A 17,551-nucleotide genomic window follows, 5' to 3' on the forward strand; every position below is an offset into this window, starting at 1 on the left:
TTTTAAGCCCTTGTGTCAAAACCCATATTAAAGTCATTATATTCTTCTTGATTGTGAAATTTACTTTTAATTATATCGCTGATGAAAAAATTAGAGCTTAGAAGTCCTACTTTAACTAAGGCTTTTTTTAGTTCATGTGCTCTTTCATAAAGTTTTTTTCTAAAATTAGCATTTTCTATCATCATATTTATATCGATGTATTTATCATTACTTAGAGATAAAAATACATTGATTTTTCCTAATTTTTCAAATTCAAGATTAATTTGTGCATAAAATTTATCTTTTTTACCGCGTTTAAAAACTACATTAGATTTTTCTAAATCATCCCAAAAAAAAGGTAAAAAAGTATGAATGCTATTATTGGCTAAAGATAAAAGTTGATTAAACTCAAGCTGAGCTATAAGACGATTTGTTTGATTTAGTATGCTTTCATTGTCTAAATTTTTGGCTAGATTAGAAACTTGTAAAAGAGTGGATTTAATATCTTTTTGTAATTCTGAAGAAATTTCTGTGCTATCTTTTTGGGTGATTTTTCCAAGATCTTTTATAGAAAGTTCTAATTTTTTTTCTATATTTTTTATATCATCTAAAGAATTTTTTGCCTCATAATTTTTAGGATCTAAAGCTTTTAAAACTTCATTGAGTTTTCTTCCTATTAAGCCTAGTTCTTTGTTTAGATTGTTTAAAAGCTCTTCTTGTAAATTTTGGCTAAAATTAAGATTTTTGCTTACATTTTGTTTGAAAATATCTTCTAGTAAAATTTTGCCTGAAGTGCTTTTAAATATATCCTCTAACTTAGTATTATTTGTTTGTAAATTTTGACTTTTATTATCATTTTTACTTAAATCTTCAGTATTTTTTTGTAGTGTTTTTGGCTCTTCTTTGGGGTTTTCTTTGATATCTTTACTTTGTGGTATTTTTTCTTCTTTTGTGTTTTGAATTTCTTTATCTTTTGCTATGCTTTCTTGCTTTTGTTGAGTTTCTTTTTTATCCTCTGTGCTTTTTTGTGGAGTTTTTATTTCTTCTTTTAACTCTTCTTTGATGTCTTTAGTGTGTGGAGTTTTATTTAAATTTTCTTGTGTTGTTTCGGTTTTGTTTTTGTGATTTTTTATATCTTTTAAAAGTATTATAAAATCTTTTATATTTTGGCTAAGCTCTTTTAGTATATGAGTGTTTTGAATTTTTATGTTTTCTGGTTTAGCTAGTTCTTTGTTGATAAGTGCTAAATTTTTATTAAGATTTTTGATAAAATTATCCGCAATATTTTGGAGTTTTTCTTGACTAATAGAACTTGGGTTTTTATTGATATAATTTTTAAAATTTTCTATTTTATCAAATAGTTTAAAAAGTGTTTTGTAGTTTGTATTTTCCAAAGAAATTTTATTATCTTTTTTGTGATTTTGTAAGATGTGAATAAGCTCTTTTAAGGTGCTTGTAGTATCAAGATTTTTAAGATCTAAATTACTTATATCGTGTTTTAAATTTTCACTTGTAGCGCCTTTTATAGTACTTAAAAGATTAAAAAAACTCTGTGGTAAATTTTGTTCTTTTAAAGAATGATTGAGCTTTGCTTCTAAAAATATGCCTGAATTTTTCACTAAAGATGAAAGATTTTTATTATTAATATCTTTAGCAGGCTTGACTAAATCTTCTAAAATTTTAAGCAGTTTTTCAAATTCAGGATTTTTTGAAAGCTCTGCTTGGAGTTTTTTTACTTCATTGGCAAAATTAGGTGCAAAATTTAAATCTTTATGATTTTTTAATACTGCCAAATCAGGATCTTTATTGGTTTTGATTTGATCTAAAAGTTTATTAAGTAATTCTTGTAGTTTTTGATCAATTTTGCTAACATAATCTTTGGGTAATTTAACTTCAGAATCACTTTTGGAAAATAAAGGATTTTTTAACGCTTCATTGAGTGAGATTTTTTTGTCTGATTTTTCACTTTTATTTTCTTTATTTGTTTCATTTTTTGCAAACTGATTTTGATTATTAGAGATATTAGTTATCATCTAGCATTACCATATTACCAGGTTTTCTTTTAAATTTGGTAAGTTTTTTAAATTTTGGTTTATCGATGGCAAATAGTATCAAAATACTTAATAAAACTATATAAAAATACATAAAGCCATAAGCTTGAAAATAATACATCAAAGTTCCCAAAACTGCAGGCGCGAATAAAGCACCAAAAGAATAGGTAAAAAGAACTGCTCTGCCAAGTTCAACTCTTTTGCTAGGATTATCAAGCATATCATTTGCTCTTGCTAAAGAAAGAGCGTATAAACAACACATACCCATGCCTAGCAAAAATCCAAAAAAGTATTTTAGATAAATATTATATTCTAAAAGTAGTATGCAAAGCATAGCGCTTAAAGCAATAAAAGCACACAATATAATGGCAAATTTTCTGCTAATTTTATCAGAAAGAGTTCCGATATAAAGTTGCGAAATAAAGCCACCTACCATAGTAGAGAAAATAAAAATAGAAGCTTCTTTTGCGCCAAATCCTTGTATAAGCACAAATAAAGAAGCCATGGAAAAAAAGCCATTTAAAAGCATGCCCGCTATAAAACTTGTTACTAAGGCTAAAGGCACTATATCAAAAACCTTAGGAATGGAAATTTTTGTTTTTTGTGGCAAAATAGGCTCTTTAATGCGGATTAAAAATAAAGGAATGGAAGCAAACATAATAAAACTAGCACTTAAAATAAATACTGTATTACTTGGAAAGTCAAAAGACATAAGTAAAATTCCAAAACCTGACGATGAGTAAAATACAACCTCATAAAAGGCTATCACTCTTGAGCGAATAGTGTTTTTTGCTTTTTCATTAAGCCATGATTCTATTACCATTAAAAGCGCATAATAGCAAAAACCTAGCAAAAATCTTAAAAACATCCAAAAATAAAGATTAGAATTTAAACTATGAAGCATGGTGGCTATACCAAAAATAATAGCAAAAATTCCAAATGATCTTATATGTCCTACTTTAGAAACTATTCTATGGGCACTAATTGTACTTACCATAGCACCAAGAAAATAACAACTTCCTATTACGCCTATATAAAAATTACTAACATTATTATGCTTTAAAATAATAGCTATGGAATTTACTGTTAAAGCACTTCCTATGAAAACAAAAATCATACCAAGAAATAATGCTGTTAGTGATCTAATCGTTCTTTTTGAGCTTAACATTTTCTTATTAAAAAATTATATATTAATACCGCTATGGGTGTGACAAACATTGCACAAAACAAGGCAAAAATACTCATTAAACCTTGAAACTCTAAAAATAAAAATCCTGCTATTAAAAACACATAAGCAAAAATTTTAAATAAAGAAAAAAAAGCTAACGCGTTTTTAAAAATACTTTTAAATTTTGGTTTTAAATCGTCATCTATATGGATAAATTTTATAATTTTTGGCAAAGAATATTGTTTTTTAGCAAAAATTTGTAAAGGTCTTTGCGTAAAATCATAATTTTTAGCTGCTTTAAAAATAAAATTTTTATAATTTAAAAAAGATATTAAAATGATTAAATTTTGAGCTAAAAAGCCAAATTCAAAGCTTATAAAGGTTTTAAAGCTTAATTCTTTGTAAAAAAAAACTCCTACTAAGAAAAGTAAATTTAATCCTAGCAAGAGTTTTAATAAAATTTTAGGCTTTAGGATCATTTTTTAAATCTTTATAGCGATTTTCTTCTTTAAATTCTTCGTAACTTTTTACTTGTGCTTTATAGGCTTTGTAAACATTTAAAATCGCCGCAGCTACTCCTATAAACACTCCTACCCAAAAAAGCCAAACAATACCGGTTAGGTTTTTTAAAAAATAGCCTATACCAACTCCGATTAAAACAGCCACAACCATGGATATACCAAGGCTTAATCCATCTGCAGCTTCTATACCTTTGCGAATGATTTTTTGTCTTTTATTCATAATGCTTTAAAACTTTCTTGTGCTGCTTGTATAGTTTTATCAATGATTTTTTTATCCATATATTCACATATAAAACCTGTTTCAAATTGAGATGGTGCTAAATATACACCTTTGCTTAGCATCTGTGCATGAAATTTGGCAAATAATTTAGTATCTGATTTTAAAGCATCTTGATAATTATTAACAGGGTTTTCGCAAAAGAAAAATCCAAACATAGAACCAACGCAATTAACTTGCAAAGGAATTTTGCAATCATTTGCAGCTTCTTTAAAGCCTTGAGTAAGTCTTTTGCCTAGTTTTTCTAATTTTTCATACAAGCCTTCATAGTTTCTTGCTTTTTTTAAGCTCGCATAACCTGCAGCCATAGCAAGAGGATTACCACTTAGTGTTCCTGCTTGATATACCCCACCTAAAGGACTTAATAAATCCATGATTTCAGCTCTTGCAGCAAAAGCAGCCGCAGGCATACCTCCGCCTATAACCTTACCAAAAGTTACTATGTCAGCTTTTATATTATTAATCCCAAAAGAGCCAAGATATGAAGCTCTAAAGCCACTCATAACTTCATCAAAAATTAAAAGAATTTGATGCTCATCACATAGTTTTCTTAACTCTTGTAAAAATTCTATTTTAGCAGGCACTAAACCCATATTTCCTGCAATTGGTTCTATGATGATACAAGCTATATTATCATCATTATTGATTAAGTTTTTAACACTATCAATATCATTATAAACAGCTACTAGAGTATTTTTAGCTACATCAGTTAAAACTCCTAGCGAGCTTGGGGTGTTAAAAGTAGCTGCACCGCTTCCAGCGCTTACCAATAAAGAATCAGAATGCCCATGATAACATCCTTCAAATTTGATGATTTTATCTTTTTTACTAAATCCTCTTGCAAGACGAATAGCACTCATAGTAGCTTCAGTGCCACTACTTACAAAACGGATTTTATCCAAATGTGGCCAATCTTTTAAGATAAATTTGGCCAATTTAGTTTCAGCTAAAGTTGGCGCACCAAAGCTCGATCCATGCTCTAATGCTTTTTTACAAGCTTTTTCAATATCCTCATCACAATGTCCAAAAAGTAAAGGTCCCCAACTTTGCACATAATCTATATAAGTATTTTCTTCTATATCGCTAATATAAGCACCTTTGCCTTGTTTGATAAATAAAGGATTGCTACCTACACTTGCAAAAGCACGCACTGGGGAATCTACCCCACCTGCTATATACTCACAAGCTTCCTCAAAGGCTTTTTTATTGTTTTTCATTTTTTACTCCTTTTATTGCTAGTAATATAATCATAAAGTGATTTTATTTCATCTTCTGTTAGCGAGTAAGTTGGCATAATGCTTTTTGCCTCTTGAGGTTGATTTAGAATTTTTCTAAAACGCGTATAAGGAGTGTTTTTAATACTTGGCACAATAAAAGGAATTTTTTCTCCATTTTTAGCGTAATAACCTAGTATTTGTTGACCTCCATCGCCATGACATTTAGCACAACTTATGCCTCTTGGATTTTTGTAAAGGGACTCTTGGTATTCTTTAGGAGAGATAAAATCTTCAGCCCAAGCACCATAAATTATAAAAAATAAAAATAATACAATTTTCATTCATTGCCTTTAACAAAAAAAGAAGTTTTGTTATGATACAATTTTTTAAGTTAAAGAAAGCTATAAAATTTAAGGAAAGAAATGACACTTTTAGATGGTAAAAAGCTAAGTGATAAGTTAAAAGAAAATTTAAAACAAGAAGTATTAGAACTTAAAGCTCAAAGTATAGAACCTTGTTTGGCTGTAATTTTAGTAGGCGAGGATCCTGCTAGTGCTACTTATGTGGGTTCTAAAGCAAAAGCTTGCGAGCAATGTGAAATTAAGTCTTTAGTTTATAAACTTGATGTAAATACAACTCAAAATGAGCTTTTGGCTTTGATTAATACTTTAAATCATGATGATAGTATAGATGGAATTTTAGTTCAACTTCCATTGCCATCGCATATTAATAAAGATATAATCTTAGAAAGTATTAACTTTAATAAAGATGTAGACGGCTTTCACCCCTTTAATGTCGGAAATTTAAATCTTAATTTAAAAGGTGGTTTTTTACCATGTACACCTTTAGGAGTTATGAAAATTTTAGAACATTATGATATAAAATTACAAGGAGCTAGTGTAGTTGTAATAGGAGCTTCAAATATAGTAGGCCGTCCTATGGCTACTCTTTTGTTAAATGCTAATGCTAGTGTGAGTATTTGTCATATTTATACAAAAGATTTAAAAGCTTATACAAAAAATGCTGATATTGTTATCGTAGCAGCAGGTTGTCCAAATCTTTTAAAAGAAGATATGGTTAAAGAAGGTGTGGTGGTAATTGATGTTGGGATTAATAGAGTTGATGGAAAAATAGTAGGCGATGTCGATTTTGAAAATGTTAGTAAAAAAGCTAGTTATATCACTCCTGTACCAGGTGGAGTAGGGCCTATGACTATTGCTATGCTTTTAGAAAATACTATAAAATCAGCTAAAAATAGGATAAAAAAATGAAATTTTTGAAGAAAATTTATAAATTTACACAATCTTGGACGGGAACTTTAGTAGTTGTTTTATTGATTATATTTTTCTTTATACAAGCTTTTACTATACCAAGCGGTTCTATGAAAAATACTTTATTAGTAGGGGATTTTTTATTTGTAAAAAAATTTTCTTATGGTATTCCAACCCCGCATATTCCTTGGGTGGAAATTCCTGTTTTACCTGATTTTAATAAAAATGGACATTTAGTAAGTGGTGAAGGTCCTAAAAGAGGGGATATTGTGGTATTTAGATATCCGCATGAGCCAAAAATCCACTATGTAAAAAGATGTGTGGCCAAAGGCGGAGATGAAGTAGTTTTTGCAAATAAAACCTTATATGTGCGTATGGTTGAGGGTGATGAATATATGAAAGATTATTATCCTAATAAAACAAAAATCATAGGCGGAAGACTTTTTGTAAAAGAGCCTTTTGTAGAAAAAGGGATACATTATGATTCTAGAGTGGATATAGACAGTGTATTTTTTCGCTATTTAAATTTGGGACAATTTGCTATGAAGCCTGCTTCTTTTGATGAATTAGGTGCTAATAATATTTATGGTTTTAATGCTTATTATTATAAAGTACCTGAAAATGAATATTTTATGATGGGCGATAACCGTGATCATTCTAGCGATAGTCGATTTTGGGGAAGTGTAGATTATAAATATATAGTTGGGCAACCTTGGTTTATTTATTTTTCATGGGATGAAAATAAAAAAGTTAGATGGGAAAGAGTAGGGCGTTTAGTTGAAACTATAGAAAAAGATGAACGCTTTATTCATCATAATGAAAGCGACATAGAAGCTTTAGAATAATTACCCAAAGAAACAAATAAAAATAGTTTGTGTAGAAAATGTATAGTTTCTACACAAAATTTTTTAAAAATATACAATCTTGATTTTACTCGTAGAATTTTTTAAGCTCCAAGTTGTAACAATTACAAAAATTAAAATTAGTATAAGATAAAAGGATAGAAAATGCTAAGCCAAAGATCTCAAAATTTAGGAGAATCCTTAACTTTAGTAATGACTGATATAGCCAAAACTTTAAAAGCAAATGGTGAGAAAGTTATTAGTTTTTCGGCAGGTGAGCCTGATTTTGATACTCCAGAAATCATTAAAAAAGCAGCAATTGAAGCTATTGAAAAAGGTTGTGGAGCTTATACGCCAGTTGTGGGTATAAAAGAAGTTATAGAGGCTATACAATATAAATTTAAAAATGATAATAGTTTAGATTATAAAACAAGTGAAATCATTACCAATGTTGGTGCTAAACATTCTTTGTTTATGGCGATTGAGTGTTTAGTTGAAGAAGGTGATGAGGTTATCATTCCAAGTCCTTATTGGGTGAGTTATCCTGAAATGGTAAAATTTGCAGGCGCAACTCCTGTGTTTATAAAAGGTGAAGCAAAAAATGGATTTAAAATCACCCCAGAACAATTAAAACAAGCTATTACTTCAAAAACTAAGGTTTTGATGTTTAATTCTCCATCAAATCCTACAGGAGCTATATATTCTAAAGAAGAAATAAGTGCTTTAGCTAAGGTTTTAGAAGGAACTAAAATAGTAGTTTTAAGTGATGAAATTTACGAAAAATTAGTTTATGATGGAGAATTTTGTGCCTTTGCACAAGTTAGTGAAGATGCTTTAAATAGAACTGTAAGTATTAATGGTCTTAGCAAATGTGGTGCTATGCCAGGGTGGCGTTTTGGATACATGGCAAGTAAAATGAGCGAGTTTAATAATGCTGTTAAAAAACTACAAGGACAAAGTACATCAAATATTTGTTCAATCATCCAATACGCAGCTTTACCAGCCTTACTTGGAAAAGCAGATAATGATATTGAAATGATGAGACAAGCCTTTTTAAAGCGTAGAGAATTAGCTTGTGAAATTTTAGCCAAAAGCGATAAGTTAAAATTAGAACAAATTCCACAAGGAGCTTTTTATTTATTTATATCTTGTAAAGAAGTTGATAATGATTCTATGAGATTTTGTAAAAGACTGCTAGAAGAGCAAAAAGTAGCTTTGGTGCCAGGTATTGGTTTTGGCATGGAAGGGTATTTTAGGCTCTCTTATGCAACTAATGAAAAAGATATTATTGAAGGTTGTGAAAAAATCGTTGAATTTGTAAAAAACTACTAATTTCTTAAGCCTGTTAAAAACAGGCTTTCTTTCAAAAAAACTTATAAGCAAGTCTTTGGTATGATTATGCAAAAAATATAGGAAAAATAATGGAATTTGAAGTTCAATATAAAAGTGCAAATGCTAGAGCTTGTCGTATAAAAACTACACATAGTGAAATTTTAACTCCTATTTTTATGCCCGTTGGAACTTTGGCTGCGATTAAAAGTTTAGATGCTGTTGATATGAGTGAGATTTTAAATGCAAAAATTATTTTAGCAAATACTTATCATTTGTATCTAAGGCCTGGTTCTAAAGTGATTAAGCAAATGGGTGGCCTGCACGGTTTTAGTAAATTTGAAGGCTCTTTTTTAACAGATAGTGGAGGTTTTCAAGCTTTTTCTTTAAGTAAAAATTCAAAACCTGATGAAAAAGGTATTCAATTTAAAAGTCATATCGATGGAAGTTTGCACTATTTTACCCCGCAAAGTGTTTTAGATGCACAATATGATTTTAATTCAGATATTATGATGATTTTAGATGATTTAGTGGCCTTACCTGCAAGTAAAGAAAGGATAGAACTTTCTCTAAAACGCACTATAAAATGGGCAAAAGAAGCTATTGATTATCATAAGTTAAAACAAAGTCAAGGTGTGGGAATAGGGCAAAATATCTTTGGTATTATCCAAGGTGGGACTGATTTTGAAGCTAGAAAAATTTGCTCTCAAGCACTTTGCGAGATGGATTTTGATGGACTTGCTATAGGTGGATTAAGCGTGGGAGAAGAAAATGAGGCTATGTATGATACGGTTGAAGCTATGATGCCTTATGTGGATAACAATCGCCCTAGATATTTAATGGGAGTTGGCACGCCTGAAGATTTAGTAGAAAATGTAGCAAGAGGTGTGGATATGTTTGATTGTGTGATGCCAACAAGAAATGCAAGAAATGGTACTTTATTTACTAGCTTTGGAAAATTTAATATCAAAAAAGCAGAACTTATCACTGATCATGCCCCTATAGACGGCAAATGTTCTTGCTATACATGTAAGAATTTTTCAAGGGCCTATTTAAATCATTTATTTAAAGCCAAAGAATTAACCTTTTTTAGACTTGCAAGTATTCATAATTTACACTATTATTTAAATTTGGTCAAGCAAATGCGTGAAGCTATTATTAAAGATGAATTTGAAAATTTTAGAAAAGAATTTTATAGGCAAAGAATGTGTTAAATGATACTTTAAAACAAATTATTAGCAATATTAATATATCAAATGCTTATTATGAATTTGATGATTTTGATATTTTCACTCTAGATATAACTAAAAATTCTAAAAGTGTATTTGTTTTTAAAGAAAATCAAATTTTTGAGTATAAAGATGAAAATTTTATTTTATTTTCTAATACGGAATTTATAGCTATATTAAAAGAAATTTTGCAAAATGAAAAAGAAAAAAATAATACCATTAACCTTTCTATAGAAAAAAGAGAGGAGTTGATTTTAGAAAATAAAAAAGTAAAGAATTTCTTGACAAAATATTTTATATTAAAAGTCAAGCTTAGTAAAAGTTATAACATGGTTTCTTCTGTTTTAGAGGCTTGTAAAATTTGTCATAGTAAGCATCATTTTATAAAGAAAAGTTTAAAAACAATTATTTTAAATTTAGCTGTTTTGGAAAAAAATATTAAAGAAAATATATCAAGATTGGAAGGGATTTACACTTATATTAATACCGCAAGAAATGAAAAAATAAATAAAAATATTTACTTTTTAAGTATTATGTCTGCAATTTTTTTACCTTTAAATTTAATTGTTGGATTTTTTGGTATGAATACCAAAAATTTATTTTTATCTGAAAATGAATACGGAACTTACTATATTTTAGCTGTGATTTTAACGATATTTTTTATTTTATTTTTATGGTATCAATTTAAAGATAAAAAAGAATTGGATTTGGATGAATTTTCTGTAAAAAAGAAGTAAGTGGTACGCCCAAGAGGATTCGAACCTCTGACCTTTTGAACCGCAATCAAATGCTCTATCCAGCTGAGCTATGGGCGCAAAAATAAAGAGTAATTTTATCAAAAAATTCTTAAAATTAGCAAAAATAAATATTTTTATAGAATTTTTATATTTTTATGCTAATCTTCTTTTTAATATTTTAGCTTAAGGCAAAGTCCATGATACATAAGATTTTAATAGCCAATAGAGGTGAGATTGCAGTAAGGGTGATCCGTGCTTGTAGAGATTTGCATATACAAAGTGTTGCTGTTTATACTGAACCTGATTATGAGTGTTTGCATGTAAAAGTTGCTGATGAAGCATATAGAATAGGAACTGATGCCATAAGAGGGTATTTAGATGGTAAAAGAATAGTTGAGATTGCTAAAGCTTGTGGAGCTGATGCTATACATCCTGGATATGGTTTTTTAAGTGAAAATTATGAATTTGCAAAAGAATGCGAAGAAGCAGGGATTATCTTTATAGGTCCAAAATCAGATGTTATCCGTAAAATGGGTAATAAAAACATAGCAAGATATTTAATGAAAAAAAATGGAATCCCTGTAGTTCCAGGTACTGAAAAATTAAATCATTGCACATTAGAAGAAATCAAACTTCAAGCTTTAAAAATAGGCTATCCTGTAATTTTAAAAGCTAGTGGTGGTGGTGGCGGTAGAGGCATACGCGTAGTACATAAAGAAGAGGATTTGGAAAAATCTTTTGAAGCATGCAAAAGAGAAGCACTAAGTTTTTTTAAAAATGATGAAGTTTTTATGGAAAAATATGTTATTAATCCAAGGCATATTGAATTTCAAATTTTAGCAGATAATTATGGTAATATCATTCATCTTTGTGAAAGAGATTGCTCAATACAAAGAAGACATCAAAAAATCATTGAAATAGCACCTTGCCCAAGTATTTCAGAAAAACTAAGAAAAACCATAGGAGTTACTGCAGTAGCTGCTGCAAAAGCTGTGGGCTATACGAATGTTGGGACGGTTGAGTTTTTACTTGATGATTATAATAGATTTTATTTTATGGAAATGAATACAAGAATTCAAGTAGAACACCCAATTACTGAAGAAATCACGGGGATTGACCTTATCACAAGACAAATTCGTATAGCAAATGGGGAAATTTTAGATCTTGAGCAAAGCGATATAAAACCAAGAGGTTTTGCGATAGAAGCTAGGATTACAGCAGAAAATGTATGGAAAAATTTCATTCCAAGTCCAGGCAAAATTACAGAGTATTTTCCAGCTTTAGGGCCATCTGTGAGAGTGGATAGTCATTTATATAAAGACTATACTGTGCCACCTTATTATGATTCTTTACTTGCAAAATTAATTGTTAAGGGCTCAAGTTATGATAGTGCAGTTAATAGACTTGAGAGAGCTTTGAAAGAATTTGTGATTGATGATATTAGAACAACTGTTCCATTTTTGATTGCAATTACCAAAATAAGAGAATTTAGAAGAGGGTATTTTGATACTTCTTTCATAGAAACACATATGGAAGAGCTTTTGGAAAAGACAGAAGATAGACACCAAGAAAATAAAGAAGAAGTAATTGCTGCTATAGCTGCAGCCTTACAAAAGATAAAAGAAAGTAGGCAATCATGAGTTTTTTAGATGAATTAAAAGATATAAAAAAAGCACTCCAAAAAGAACAAGGTCAAATAAAAAAAGAAAAGGTTAAAGCGAGTAAAAGCGGAGTTAGTATGAAAAATACTGACTTAGATGCTATACAAAAAGACTTAGCTAAGCAAAATGAAGATAAAAAGCAAGAACAAGAATTTGAAGATATGTTTTTAAAAGAAGAGCGTTTAGCTAATGAATTTATGGAATTTGTAAAAAATAGTGATATTAAAAAGATCTAATGAATAATATTATTGGTTTTTGTACTTTAGAAGAAGAATGTCCTTATCTTGAAAATAGATATTGTAGAAATGAGTATAATTATATATCTTTTATTAACAAAGCGCAAAATCAAGAATTAGTTTCAAGAGGTTGGCGTCGCTTTGGCTCATATTTTTCAAGACCAATATGTAATGATTGTAATGAATGTCAAAATTTGCGTATTTTGGTAGAAAATTTCCATTTTAGTAAAAGCTATCGTAGGGTTTTAAAAAAAAATATAGCTACTAAAATAATCTTACAAAAACCTTCTTTAAGTGATGAGCATTTATTGCTTTATGAAAAATACCACCATTATCAAAAAGATAAAAGAAATTGGAAAATTTATGATTTAAATTTTAGAAAATATTACAATCTTTATGTAGATAATGCAGGTACTTTTGGATATGAACTTGATTTTTATATAGATAATAAGTTAGTTTGTGTTGATTTGATTGATATTTTAGAAGATGGAATTTCTAGTATATATTGTTTTTATGATCCTGATTTTTCACATCTAAGTCTTGGAAAATACTCGCTTTTAACAGAAATCAAGCTTGCACAATTAAAAAAATTAAAATATATTTATTTAGGATATTTTGTAAAAGGGTGTCAATCTTTATCGTATAAAGCCGATTATAGTCCAAATGAAATTTTAAAACACACTAGTGCTTTAGATGAACAGGCATTTTTGTGGAGTTAGGTTTATAGAGAGGATTTTATGCAAGTAGTGCAAACTTTAGAATCTGTTAGTGTTAATACTGATGATTTTTTAATGTTTAAATATTTTCAAGATCTTATCCGTAAAAATTTTTCTAAAGTTATAGGTAATAAAAATAAAACCCTATCTTTTTTTGTGGAAAATGAAATTCCTCAAAGAAGATATTTTTTAAAACTTGTTAATCACAAGTATAAAAAAAATACTGGAAACCAAATCGATAATCTTGCTTTTGCGCATTATAAGACCTTTAAATTAAATCTTGCTCAAGCAAATACTTTAAAGCCTGTAATCTTTGCTAAAATAGGTTTTGCACAAAAAAATATCTTAATAACTTTAAGTTCTAATGAAAAAATGTTTGCTGTATATTTAGAGCAATATTTTAAAGATCATAAAAGCATGTATGATGAGAAAAATTGTATTTTTTCAGTAGAATACAAAGATGATAATACTTTAAATCTTTTAGAAATTTTAGCAAGCGTAAATGAGCATTTAAAATATTGTGTGGATTTTACAATCAATGAAACTCAGCTTTTAGAATTTAGAAATAAAATGAAAAATAAAGCCAATACTAATTGGAAATTTAATGCTTTGGCTAAACTTTTTGAGAATTATTTCCAAACTTTAGGATGTAATTCTAGTGATGATTTTGCTACTATTAGACAAAATTATCTTAATTTAGTTAAAATTTATCATCCTGATCGCCATCAAGGTAAAAGCAAAATCGAACAAGCTTATTGTCGTGAGGAATTTGAAAAAATTCAGCTTGCTTATGAGAGTTTAAAATCTTTATATAAAAACAATACATAATCTCCAAATAACATCATTTTAAGTTGCAATTTATTAAAATTAATTTTTATAAAATTCTAGGAAGAAATTTTGGTTGCTGATAGAAAATTATTTTTTTTAAGTTGCATTCTAATAACTATAGGGATACTTTTTTCATATTCTTTAAGTGCTTTTACTGTGCTTTATTTAGAATATAATGAATTTCATTTTTTTATCAGACAGCTTTTTTTTGGACTTAGTGGTATAGCTATTATTTATTTTGTTTCAAGATTAAATCCTGATAGTAAAATGGCGCATTATTTAATGATAAGTGTTTTGTTAATCTCTTTTTTATTTATACTTATTTTGCCTTTTTTACCTACCTTTCTTGCTACTGCAGCAGGTGGTGCTAAAAGGTGGATTAGGCTTGGCCCTTTATCTATTTCTCCTGTTGAATTTTTTAAGATAGGTTTGATTTATTTCCTTGCTTGGTCTTATACAAGAAGAATTGATGATAGCAAAAAAGCAATCAAACACGAAGTTTTAATTTTAATTCCTTATTTTATTTTAGCTGCTTTTGTTATTGGCTATATTTATATGACACAAAATGATTTAGGCCAAAGTGTTATTTCTTTTTTCTTGGTTTTTGCTTTAGCATTTTTTGCAGGAGCTAGTAAAAGACTTTTTGCTTTTGGCGTGGTTATTGTTGGAATGATTGGGGTTTTGGTGATTTTAAGTAATCAAAGAAGAATTCAGCGTATTTCTGCTTGGTGGGGAAATATCCAAGATGCGTTTTTACCTTTTTTTCCTGATTGGCTAGCAAGTGCTTTAAGAGTAAGCCATAACTCAGAACCTTATCAAATTTCACATAGTTTAAATGCTATAGCTCATGGTGGATTTTTTGGAGAAGGGTTGGGTCTTGGAACTTTCAAATTGGGATTTTTAAGTGAGGTGCATACGGATTTTGTTTTATCAGGGATTACTGAGGAAATAGGATTGTTGGGATTGAGCATTATATGTTTGATTTATTTGATGGTCATACTTAGAATTTTTAGAATTGCTGGGCGCTGTGAAAATAAGGTCCATTTTTTATTTTGTTCAGGTGTAGCTTTACTTTTATTGTTTTCATTTTTTATGAATGCTTTTGGAATTATTTCTTTAACTCCATTAAAAGGAGTTGCTGTGCCACTTTTAAGTTATGGTGGCAGTTCTATGTGGTCTATTTGTCTTGGAATAGGTTATGTTTTAATGATTAGTAAGAAGGTAAAAATTTAAACTCATTAATTAAAATATATAAAAATTAACTTAAATAAAAAATATTCTATAACAACTCTTTACAAAAAACTTTTTTCTGCTATAATTATGCTCACATTTATTATAAAGGAGGCGGATATGAAGAAATACAGGCGTTTAAACACATTATAATCATTTATCAATTTTATTTTAATTTTAACAAAGGAAAAAAATGAAAAAAATATTATATGTTGTTTTAGCGTTATTTGGTATATTAGCTTTAGGTGCTTGTTCAAGCGATAAAAATCAAGCTAGTGCTTCTGGTGAAAAAGTTTATAAAGTAGGTATAGCTGCAAATTATCCTCCTTTTGATTTTATTAAAGATGCAAAAATTACCGGCTTTGATGTTGATTTATTGGAAGAAATTGCTAAAAGAGAAAATTTAAAACTTGAATGGGTAAATATGAGTTTTGATGGTTTAATTCCTGCCTTAAAAGCTGGAAAGATTGATATGATAGCTTCTGCTATGAGTTCAACTCCTCAAAGATTAGCAAGCATGGATTTTAGTGATACTTATTTCAATACTAAAAATTTATATTTAAAATTAAAAACAGATTCTAGTATTAGTGATAAACAAAGTTTGGAAGGTAAAAAAATAGGTGTTCAACTTGGAACTATTCAAGAAAGTGCTGCTAAGACTATTCCAAATGCTCAAGTAGTTGCAAGTGAAGAAATGTTAGCAGCAATTTTAGCTTTAAAAGCTGGCAAAGTAGATGCAGTTTTAACGGATAAAGATATTGGTAAAGGTTATTTAAAAACTAATGAAGAGCTAGAAGCATTTTTAGAAGAAAATGATGGAAGTTCAGGGTTTTGTATAGCTTTTGATAAAGGAAAACAAAGCGAGCTTGTTCAAAAAATTAATGCAGGCTTAGAAAAAGTTAAAACTGATGGTACTTACCAAAAAATCGTAGAAAAATACGATTTACAATAATTAACTTAAAGCCTTGATACTTATATTCAAGGCTTTAAAAAAATATTCTATATCTTCTTTTGTATGTGTATAATGAAAACCCACTCTTAGCCAACCTGGTTTAGATTTTAATTCTTGATTGTCTTTTAGATTGAGTAAATCATGCCCATAAGGTCCTGCACAAGCACAACCTGCTCTTGTTTCTATCTTATAAGTTTTACTTAGTTTATAAGCTAAATCAAAAGGAGAAATTCCTTCTATATTAAAAGCAAAAATAGGTAATCTATTAGTGATATTTTTTGCATATAAGATCATTTTTGGAAAATTTGTACATTGTTTGAAAAAATATTCACAAAGTTCTTTTTCTTTTTTTTCTATATTTTTTAAACCTATTTCATTGCGTATTTTAAAAGCCAAACTTGCTCTAATAAGCTGAATAATTCCAGGTGTGCCACCTTCTTCTAAATTTTCAACTTCGCATAAATATTGTTGAGATGTTCTTGAAACATAGCCCACAGTTCCACCTGCTGCAAAGCTAGGGGTATTGCCACATAGATTTTTTTTGATAACAAGTAAGCCACAAGATCCTACACCTCCAAGTAGTTTATGAGAGCTAATAAACACTGCATCGTAAAATTTAGGATCTAAATTAGCATAAGGAGCTAAAGTGGAAATATCAAAAGCAACTATACCGTTGTGTTGTTTGATTAAAGTGTAAATTTTTTTATAATCACTTAAAATTCCTGTAACATTAGAAGCTGCATTAAAGCTTGCTATGATTTGTCTGTTTTTGGATTTTTGTAATAATTTTTCTAAAAAATTAAAATCTAATTCTCCATTTTTATCTAAGGGCACTCGAACGCATTCACACAAAGCTTCTCTAAATGAAAGTTCATTAGAATGGTGTTCATAGGGTCCAACTATAACCAAAGGTAAGGTATTTTTGTCTGTATTTTTAAAATATTTTTCTTTAATAAGTGGTGGTATATATAGACCTAAAAGTTCTTGAAATTTTTTTATAGCTGCTGAAGATCCATTCCCACAAGCTATAAGAGCAAAACTATCATCTAATTCAAGGTATTTTTTTAAATTTATTCTTGCGTTTTCATAATGCTGTTGTGTGATAAAAGAATTTAAAGAGCTATCTGAATGTGTATTTGCATAGGTGGTAAGAATTTTTTTAATTTCTTTTTCTATGCTTTTTAGTGCTAAAGCGCTAGCTGTAAAATCAAAATAATATATTCCTTTTTTTAAAATAATATCTTGTTTTAGTTTTTCAATATCCAAAAAAAATCCTCTAATTTTTTGTTAAAATTATAACATACAAA

At 28.8% G+C, this 17,551-nt stretch carries 18 protein-coding genes and 1 tRNA gene; 11 read left to right on the forward strand and 8 right to left on the reverse strand.

All coding sequences use genetic code 11. The features are described from left to right. Positions 1-2: 2 nt before the first annotated feature. The 6 genes from L8U04_RS03490 to L8U04_RS03515 are packed head-to-tail and all read right to left on the reverse strand — an operon-like array spanning position 3 to position 5,554. The gene (locus tag L8U04_RS03490) at positions 3-2,012 is read right to left on the reverse strand and encodes a flagellar hook-length control protein FliK (RefSeq protein WP_263709449.1); all 2,010 of its coding nucleotides are present in this window, start codon (positions 2,010-2,012) and stop codon (positions 3-5) included. After that, on the reverse strand, positions 2,002-3,198 hold the full coding sequence (locus tag L8U04_RS03495; protein WP_133319290.1) for an MFS transporter: 1,197 nt from the start codon (positions 3,196-3,198) through the stop codon (positions 2,002-2,004). The genes L8U04_RS03490 and L8U04_RS03495 overlap by 11 nt, the downstream gene beginning before the upstream one ends. Continuing rightward, positions 3,192-3,677, reverse strand: coding sequence for a hypothetical protein (locus L8U04_RS03500; protein ID WP_263709450.1), 486 nt, complete (start codon positions 3,675-3,677; stop codon positions 3,192-3,194). Before L8U04_RS03500 ends, L8U04_RS03495 begins: the two co-directional genes overlap by 7 nt. Continuing rightward, positions 3,661-3,939: an AtpZ/AtpI family protein gene (locus tag L8U04_RS03505; protein ID WP_039641170.1), complete on the reverse strand. Its 279-nt coding sequence runs from the start codon at positions 3,937-3,939 to the stop codon at positions 3,661-3,663. Before L8U04_RS03505 ends, L8U04_RS03500 begins: the two co-directional genes overlap by 17 nt. Beyond that, the gene (gene hemL, locus L8U04_RS03510; protein ID WP_263709451.1) at positions 3,936-5,213 is read right to left on the reverse strand and encodes a glutamate-1-semialdehyde 2,1-aminomutase; all 1,278 of its coding nucleotides are present in this window, start codon (positions 5,211-5,213) and stop codon (positions 3,936-3,938) included. Before hemL ends, L8U04_RS03505 begins: the two co-directional genes overlap by 4 nt. Further along, positions 5,210-5,554 (reverse strand): c-type cytochrome, encoded by a 345-nt coding sequence (locus L8U04_RS03515; RefSeq protein ID WP_263666734.1) that lies wholly within the window; start codon positions 5,552-5,554, stop codon positions 5,210-5,212. The genes hemL and L8U04_RS03515 overlap by 4 nt, the downstream gene beginning before the upstream one ends. Before the next feature lie 81 nt (positions 5,555-5,635). On the opposite strand from L8U04_RS03515, the gene folD reads away from it, so the two are divergent. The 5 genes from folD to L8U04_RS03540 all read left to right on the forward strand — a co-directional run bounded on the left by folD (position 5,636) and on the right by L8U04_RS03540 (position 10,621). Next, a complete protein-coding gene (folD, locus tag L8U04_RS03520; RefSeq protein ID WP_133319286.1) occupies positions 5,636-6,484 on the forward strand; it encodes a bifunctional methylenetetrahydrofolate dehydrogenase/methenyltetrahydrofolate cyclohydrolase FolD in 849 nt (282 codons plus the stop codon). Next, complete coding sequence (gene lepB / locus L8U04_RS03525) at positions 6,481-7,329, forward strand: signal peptidase I (protein ID WP_220566758.1); 849 nt, start codon at positions 6,481-6,483, stop codon at positions 7,327-7,329. Before folD ends, lepB begins: the two co-directional genes overlap by 4 nt. A 162-nt stretch (positions 7,330-7,491) precedes the next feature. Next, entirely contained in the window at positions 7,492-8,658 is a 1,167-nt protein-coding gene (locus tag L8U04_RS03530) for a pyridoxal phosphate-dependent aminotransferase (RefSeq protein ID WP_263709452.1), read from the forward strand. 89 nt (positions 8,659-8,747) lie between these two features. Then, positions 8,748-9,869, forward strand: coding sequence for a tRNA guanosine(34) transglycosylase Tgt (gene tgt / locus L8U04_RS03535; RefSeq protein WP_263670150.1), 1,122 nt, complete (start codon positions 8,748-8,750; stop codon positions 9,867-9,869). Beyond that, positions 9,863-10,621 (forward strand): CorA family divalent cation transporter, encoded by a 759-nt coding sequence (locus L8U04_RS03540; protein ID WP_263709453.1) that lies wholly within the window; start codon positions 9,863-9,865, stop codon positions 10,619-10,621. Before tgt ends, L8U04_RS03540 begins: the two co-directional genes overlap by 7 nt. Before the next feature lies 1 nt (position 10,622). Here the strand turns inward: L8U04_RS03540 and L8U04_RS03545 are convergent. Next, positions 10,623-10,699: transfer RNA gene (locus tag L8U04_RS03545), tRNA-Arg, on the reverse strand. 119 nt (positions 10,700-10,818) lie between these two features. Between L8U04_RS03545 and L8U04_RS03550 the strand changes: the two genes are divergently transcribed. The 6 genes from L8U04_RS03550 (at position 10,819) to L8U04_RS03575 (ending at position 16,244) form a co-directional block, all read left to right on the forward strand. Then, a complete protein-coding gene (locus L8U04_RS03550; protein ID WP_220566761.1) occupies positions 10,819-12,261 on the forward strand; it encodes an acetyl-CoA carboxylase subunit A in 1,443 nt (480 codons plus the stop codon). Further along, positions 12,258-12,518 carry a hypothetical protein gene (locus L8U04_RS03555; RefSeq protein WP_263661557.1) on the forward strand — a complete coding sequence of 87 codons (261 nt, stop codon included), beginning with the start codon at positions 12,258-12,260 and terminating at the stop codon, positions 12,516-12,518. The genes L8U04_RS03550 and L8U04_RS03555 overlap by 4 nt, the downstream gene beginning before the upstream one ends. Next, the gene (locus L8U04_RS03560) at positions 12,518-13,237 is read left to right on the forward strand and encodes an arginyltransferase (RefSeq protein ID WP_133319279.1); all 720 of its coding nucleotides are present in this window, start codon (positions 12,518-12,520) and stop codon (positions 13,235-13,237) included. The genes L8U04_RS03555 and L8U04_RS03560 overlap by 1 nt, the downstream gene beginning before the upstream one ends. 18 nt (positions 13,238-13,255) lie before the next feature. Continuing rightward, positions 13,256-14,062 carry an adenylosuccinate lyase gene (locus tag L8U04_RS03565; RefSeq protein WP_133319278.1) on the forward strand — a complete coding sequence of 269 codons (807 nt, stop codon included), beginning with the start codon at positions 13,256-13,258 and terminating at the stop codon, positions 14,060-14,062. A 69-nt stretch (positions 14,063-14,131) separates the two neighbouring features. Continuing rightward, positions 14,132-15,295 (forward strand): putative lipid II flippase FtsW, encoded by a 1,164-nt coding sequence (ftsW, locus tag L8U04_RS03570; protein ID WP_220566762.1) that lies wholly within the window; start codon positions 14,132-14,134, stop codon positions 15,293-15,295. A 190-nt stretch (positions 15,296-15,485) separates the two neighbouring features. Beyond that, positions 15,486-16,244 (forward strand): basic amino acid ABC transporter substrate-binding protein, encoded by a 759-nt coding sequence (locus L8U04_RS03575; protein WP_220566763.1) that lies wholly within the window; start codon positions 15,486-15,488, stop codon positions 16,242-16,244. Here the strand turns inward: L8U04_RS03575 and L8U04_RS03580 are convergent, their stop codons facing one another. Then, a complete protein-coding gene (locus tag L8U04_RS03580; protein ID WP_263709456.1) occupies positions 16,245-17,510 on the reverse strand; it encodes an aminotransferase class V-fold PLP-dependent enzyme in 1,266 nt (421 codons plus the stop codon). Between the last annotated feature and the right edge of the window lie 41 nt (positions 17,511-17,551).

Origin of the sequence: Campylobacter sp. IFREMER_LSEM_CL908, from assembly GCF_025771545.1 — a bacterium.
GTDB classification, from domain to species: Bacteria; Campylobacterota; Campylobacteria; order Campylobacterales; family Campylobacteraceae; genus Campylobacter_D; species Campylobacter_D lari_D.

Coding starts and splice junctions, on each gene's coding strand:
- L8U04_RS03490 (WP_263709449.1), bottom strand. CDS start 2,012: ATGATAACTAATATCTCTAATAATCAAAATCAGTTTGCAAAAAATGAA.
- L8U04_RS03495 (WP_133319290.1), bottom strand. CDS start 3,198: ATGTTAAGCTCAAAAAGAACGATTAGATCACTAACAGCATTATTTCTT.
- L8U04_RS03500 (WP_263709450.1), bottom strand. CDS start 3,677: ATGATCCTAAAGCCTAAAATTTTATTAAAACTCTTGCTAGGATTAAAT.
- L8U04_RS03505 (WP_039641170.1), bottom strand. CDS start 3,939: ATGAATAAAAGACAAAAAATCATTCGCAAAGGTATAGAAGCTGCAGAT.
- hemL (WP_263709451.1), bottom strand. CDS start 5,213: ATGAAAAACAATAAAAAAGCCTTTGAGGAAGCTTGTGAGTATATAGCA.
- L8U04_RS03515 (WP_263666734.1), bottom strand. CDS start 5,554: ATGAAAATTGTATTATTTTTATTTTTTATAATTTATGGTGCTTGGGCT.
- folD (WP_133319286.1), top strand. CDS start 5,636: ATGACACTTTTAGATGGTAAAAAGCTAAGTGATAAGTTAAAAGAAAAT.
- lepB (WP_220566758.1), top strand. CDS start 6,481: ATGAAATTTTTGAAGAAAATTTATAAATTTACACAATCTTGGACGGGA.
- L8U04_RS03530 (WP_263709452.1), top strand. CDS start 7,492: ATGCTAAGCCAAAGATCTCAAAATTTAGGAGAATCCTTAACTTTAGTA.
- tgt (WP_263670150.1), top strand. CDS start 8,748: ATGGAATTTGAAGTTCAATATAAAAGTGCAAATGCTAGAGCTTGTCGT.
- L8U04_RS03550 (WP_220566761.1), top strand. CDS start 10,819: ATGATACATAAGATTTTAATAGCCAATAGAGGTGAGATTGCAGTAAGG.
- L8U04_RS03555 (WP_263661557.1), top strand. CDS start 12,258: ATGAGTTTTTTAGATGAATTAAAAGATATAAAAAAAGCACTCCAAAAA.
- L8U04_RS03560 (WP_133319279.1), top strand. CDS start 12,518: ATGAATAATATTATTGGTTTTTGTACTTTAGAAGAAGAATGTCCTTAT.
- L8U04_RS03565 (WP_133319278.1), top strand. CDS start 13,256: ATGCAAGTAGTGCAAACTTTAGAATCTGTTAGTGTTAATACTGATGAT.
- L8U04_RS03575 (WP_220566763.1), top strand. CDS start 15,486: ATGAAAAAAATATTATATGTTGTTTTAGCGTTATTTGGTATATTAGCT.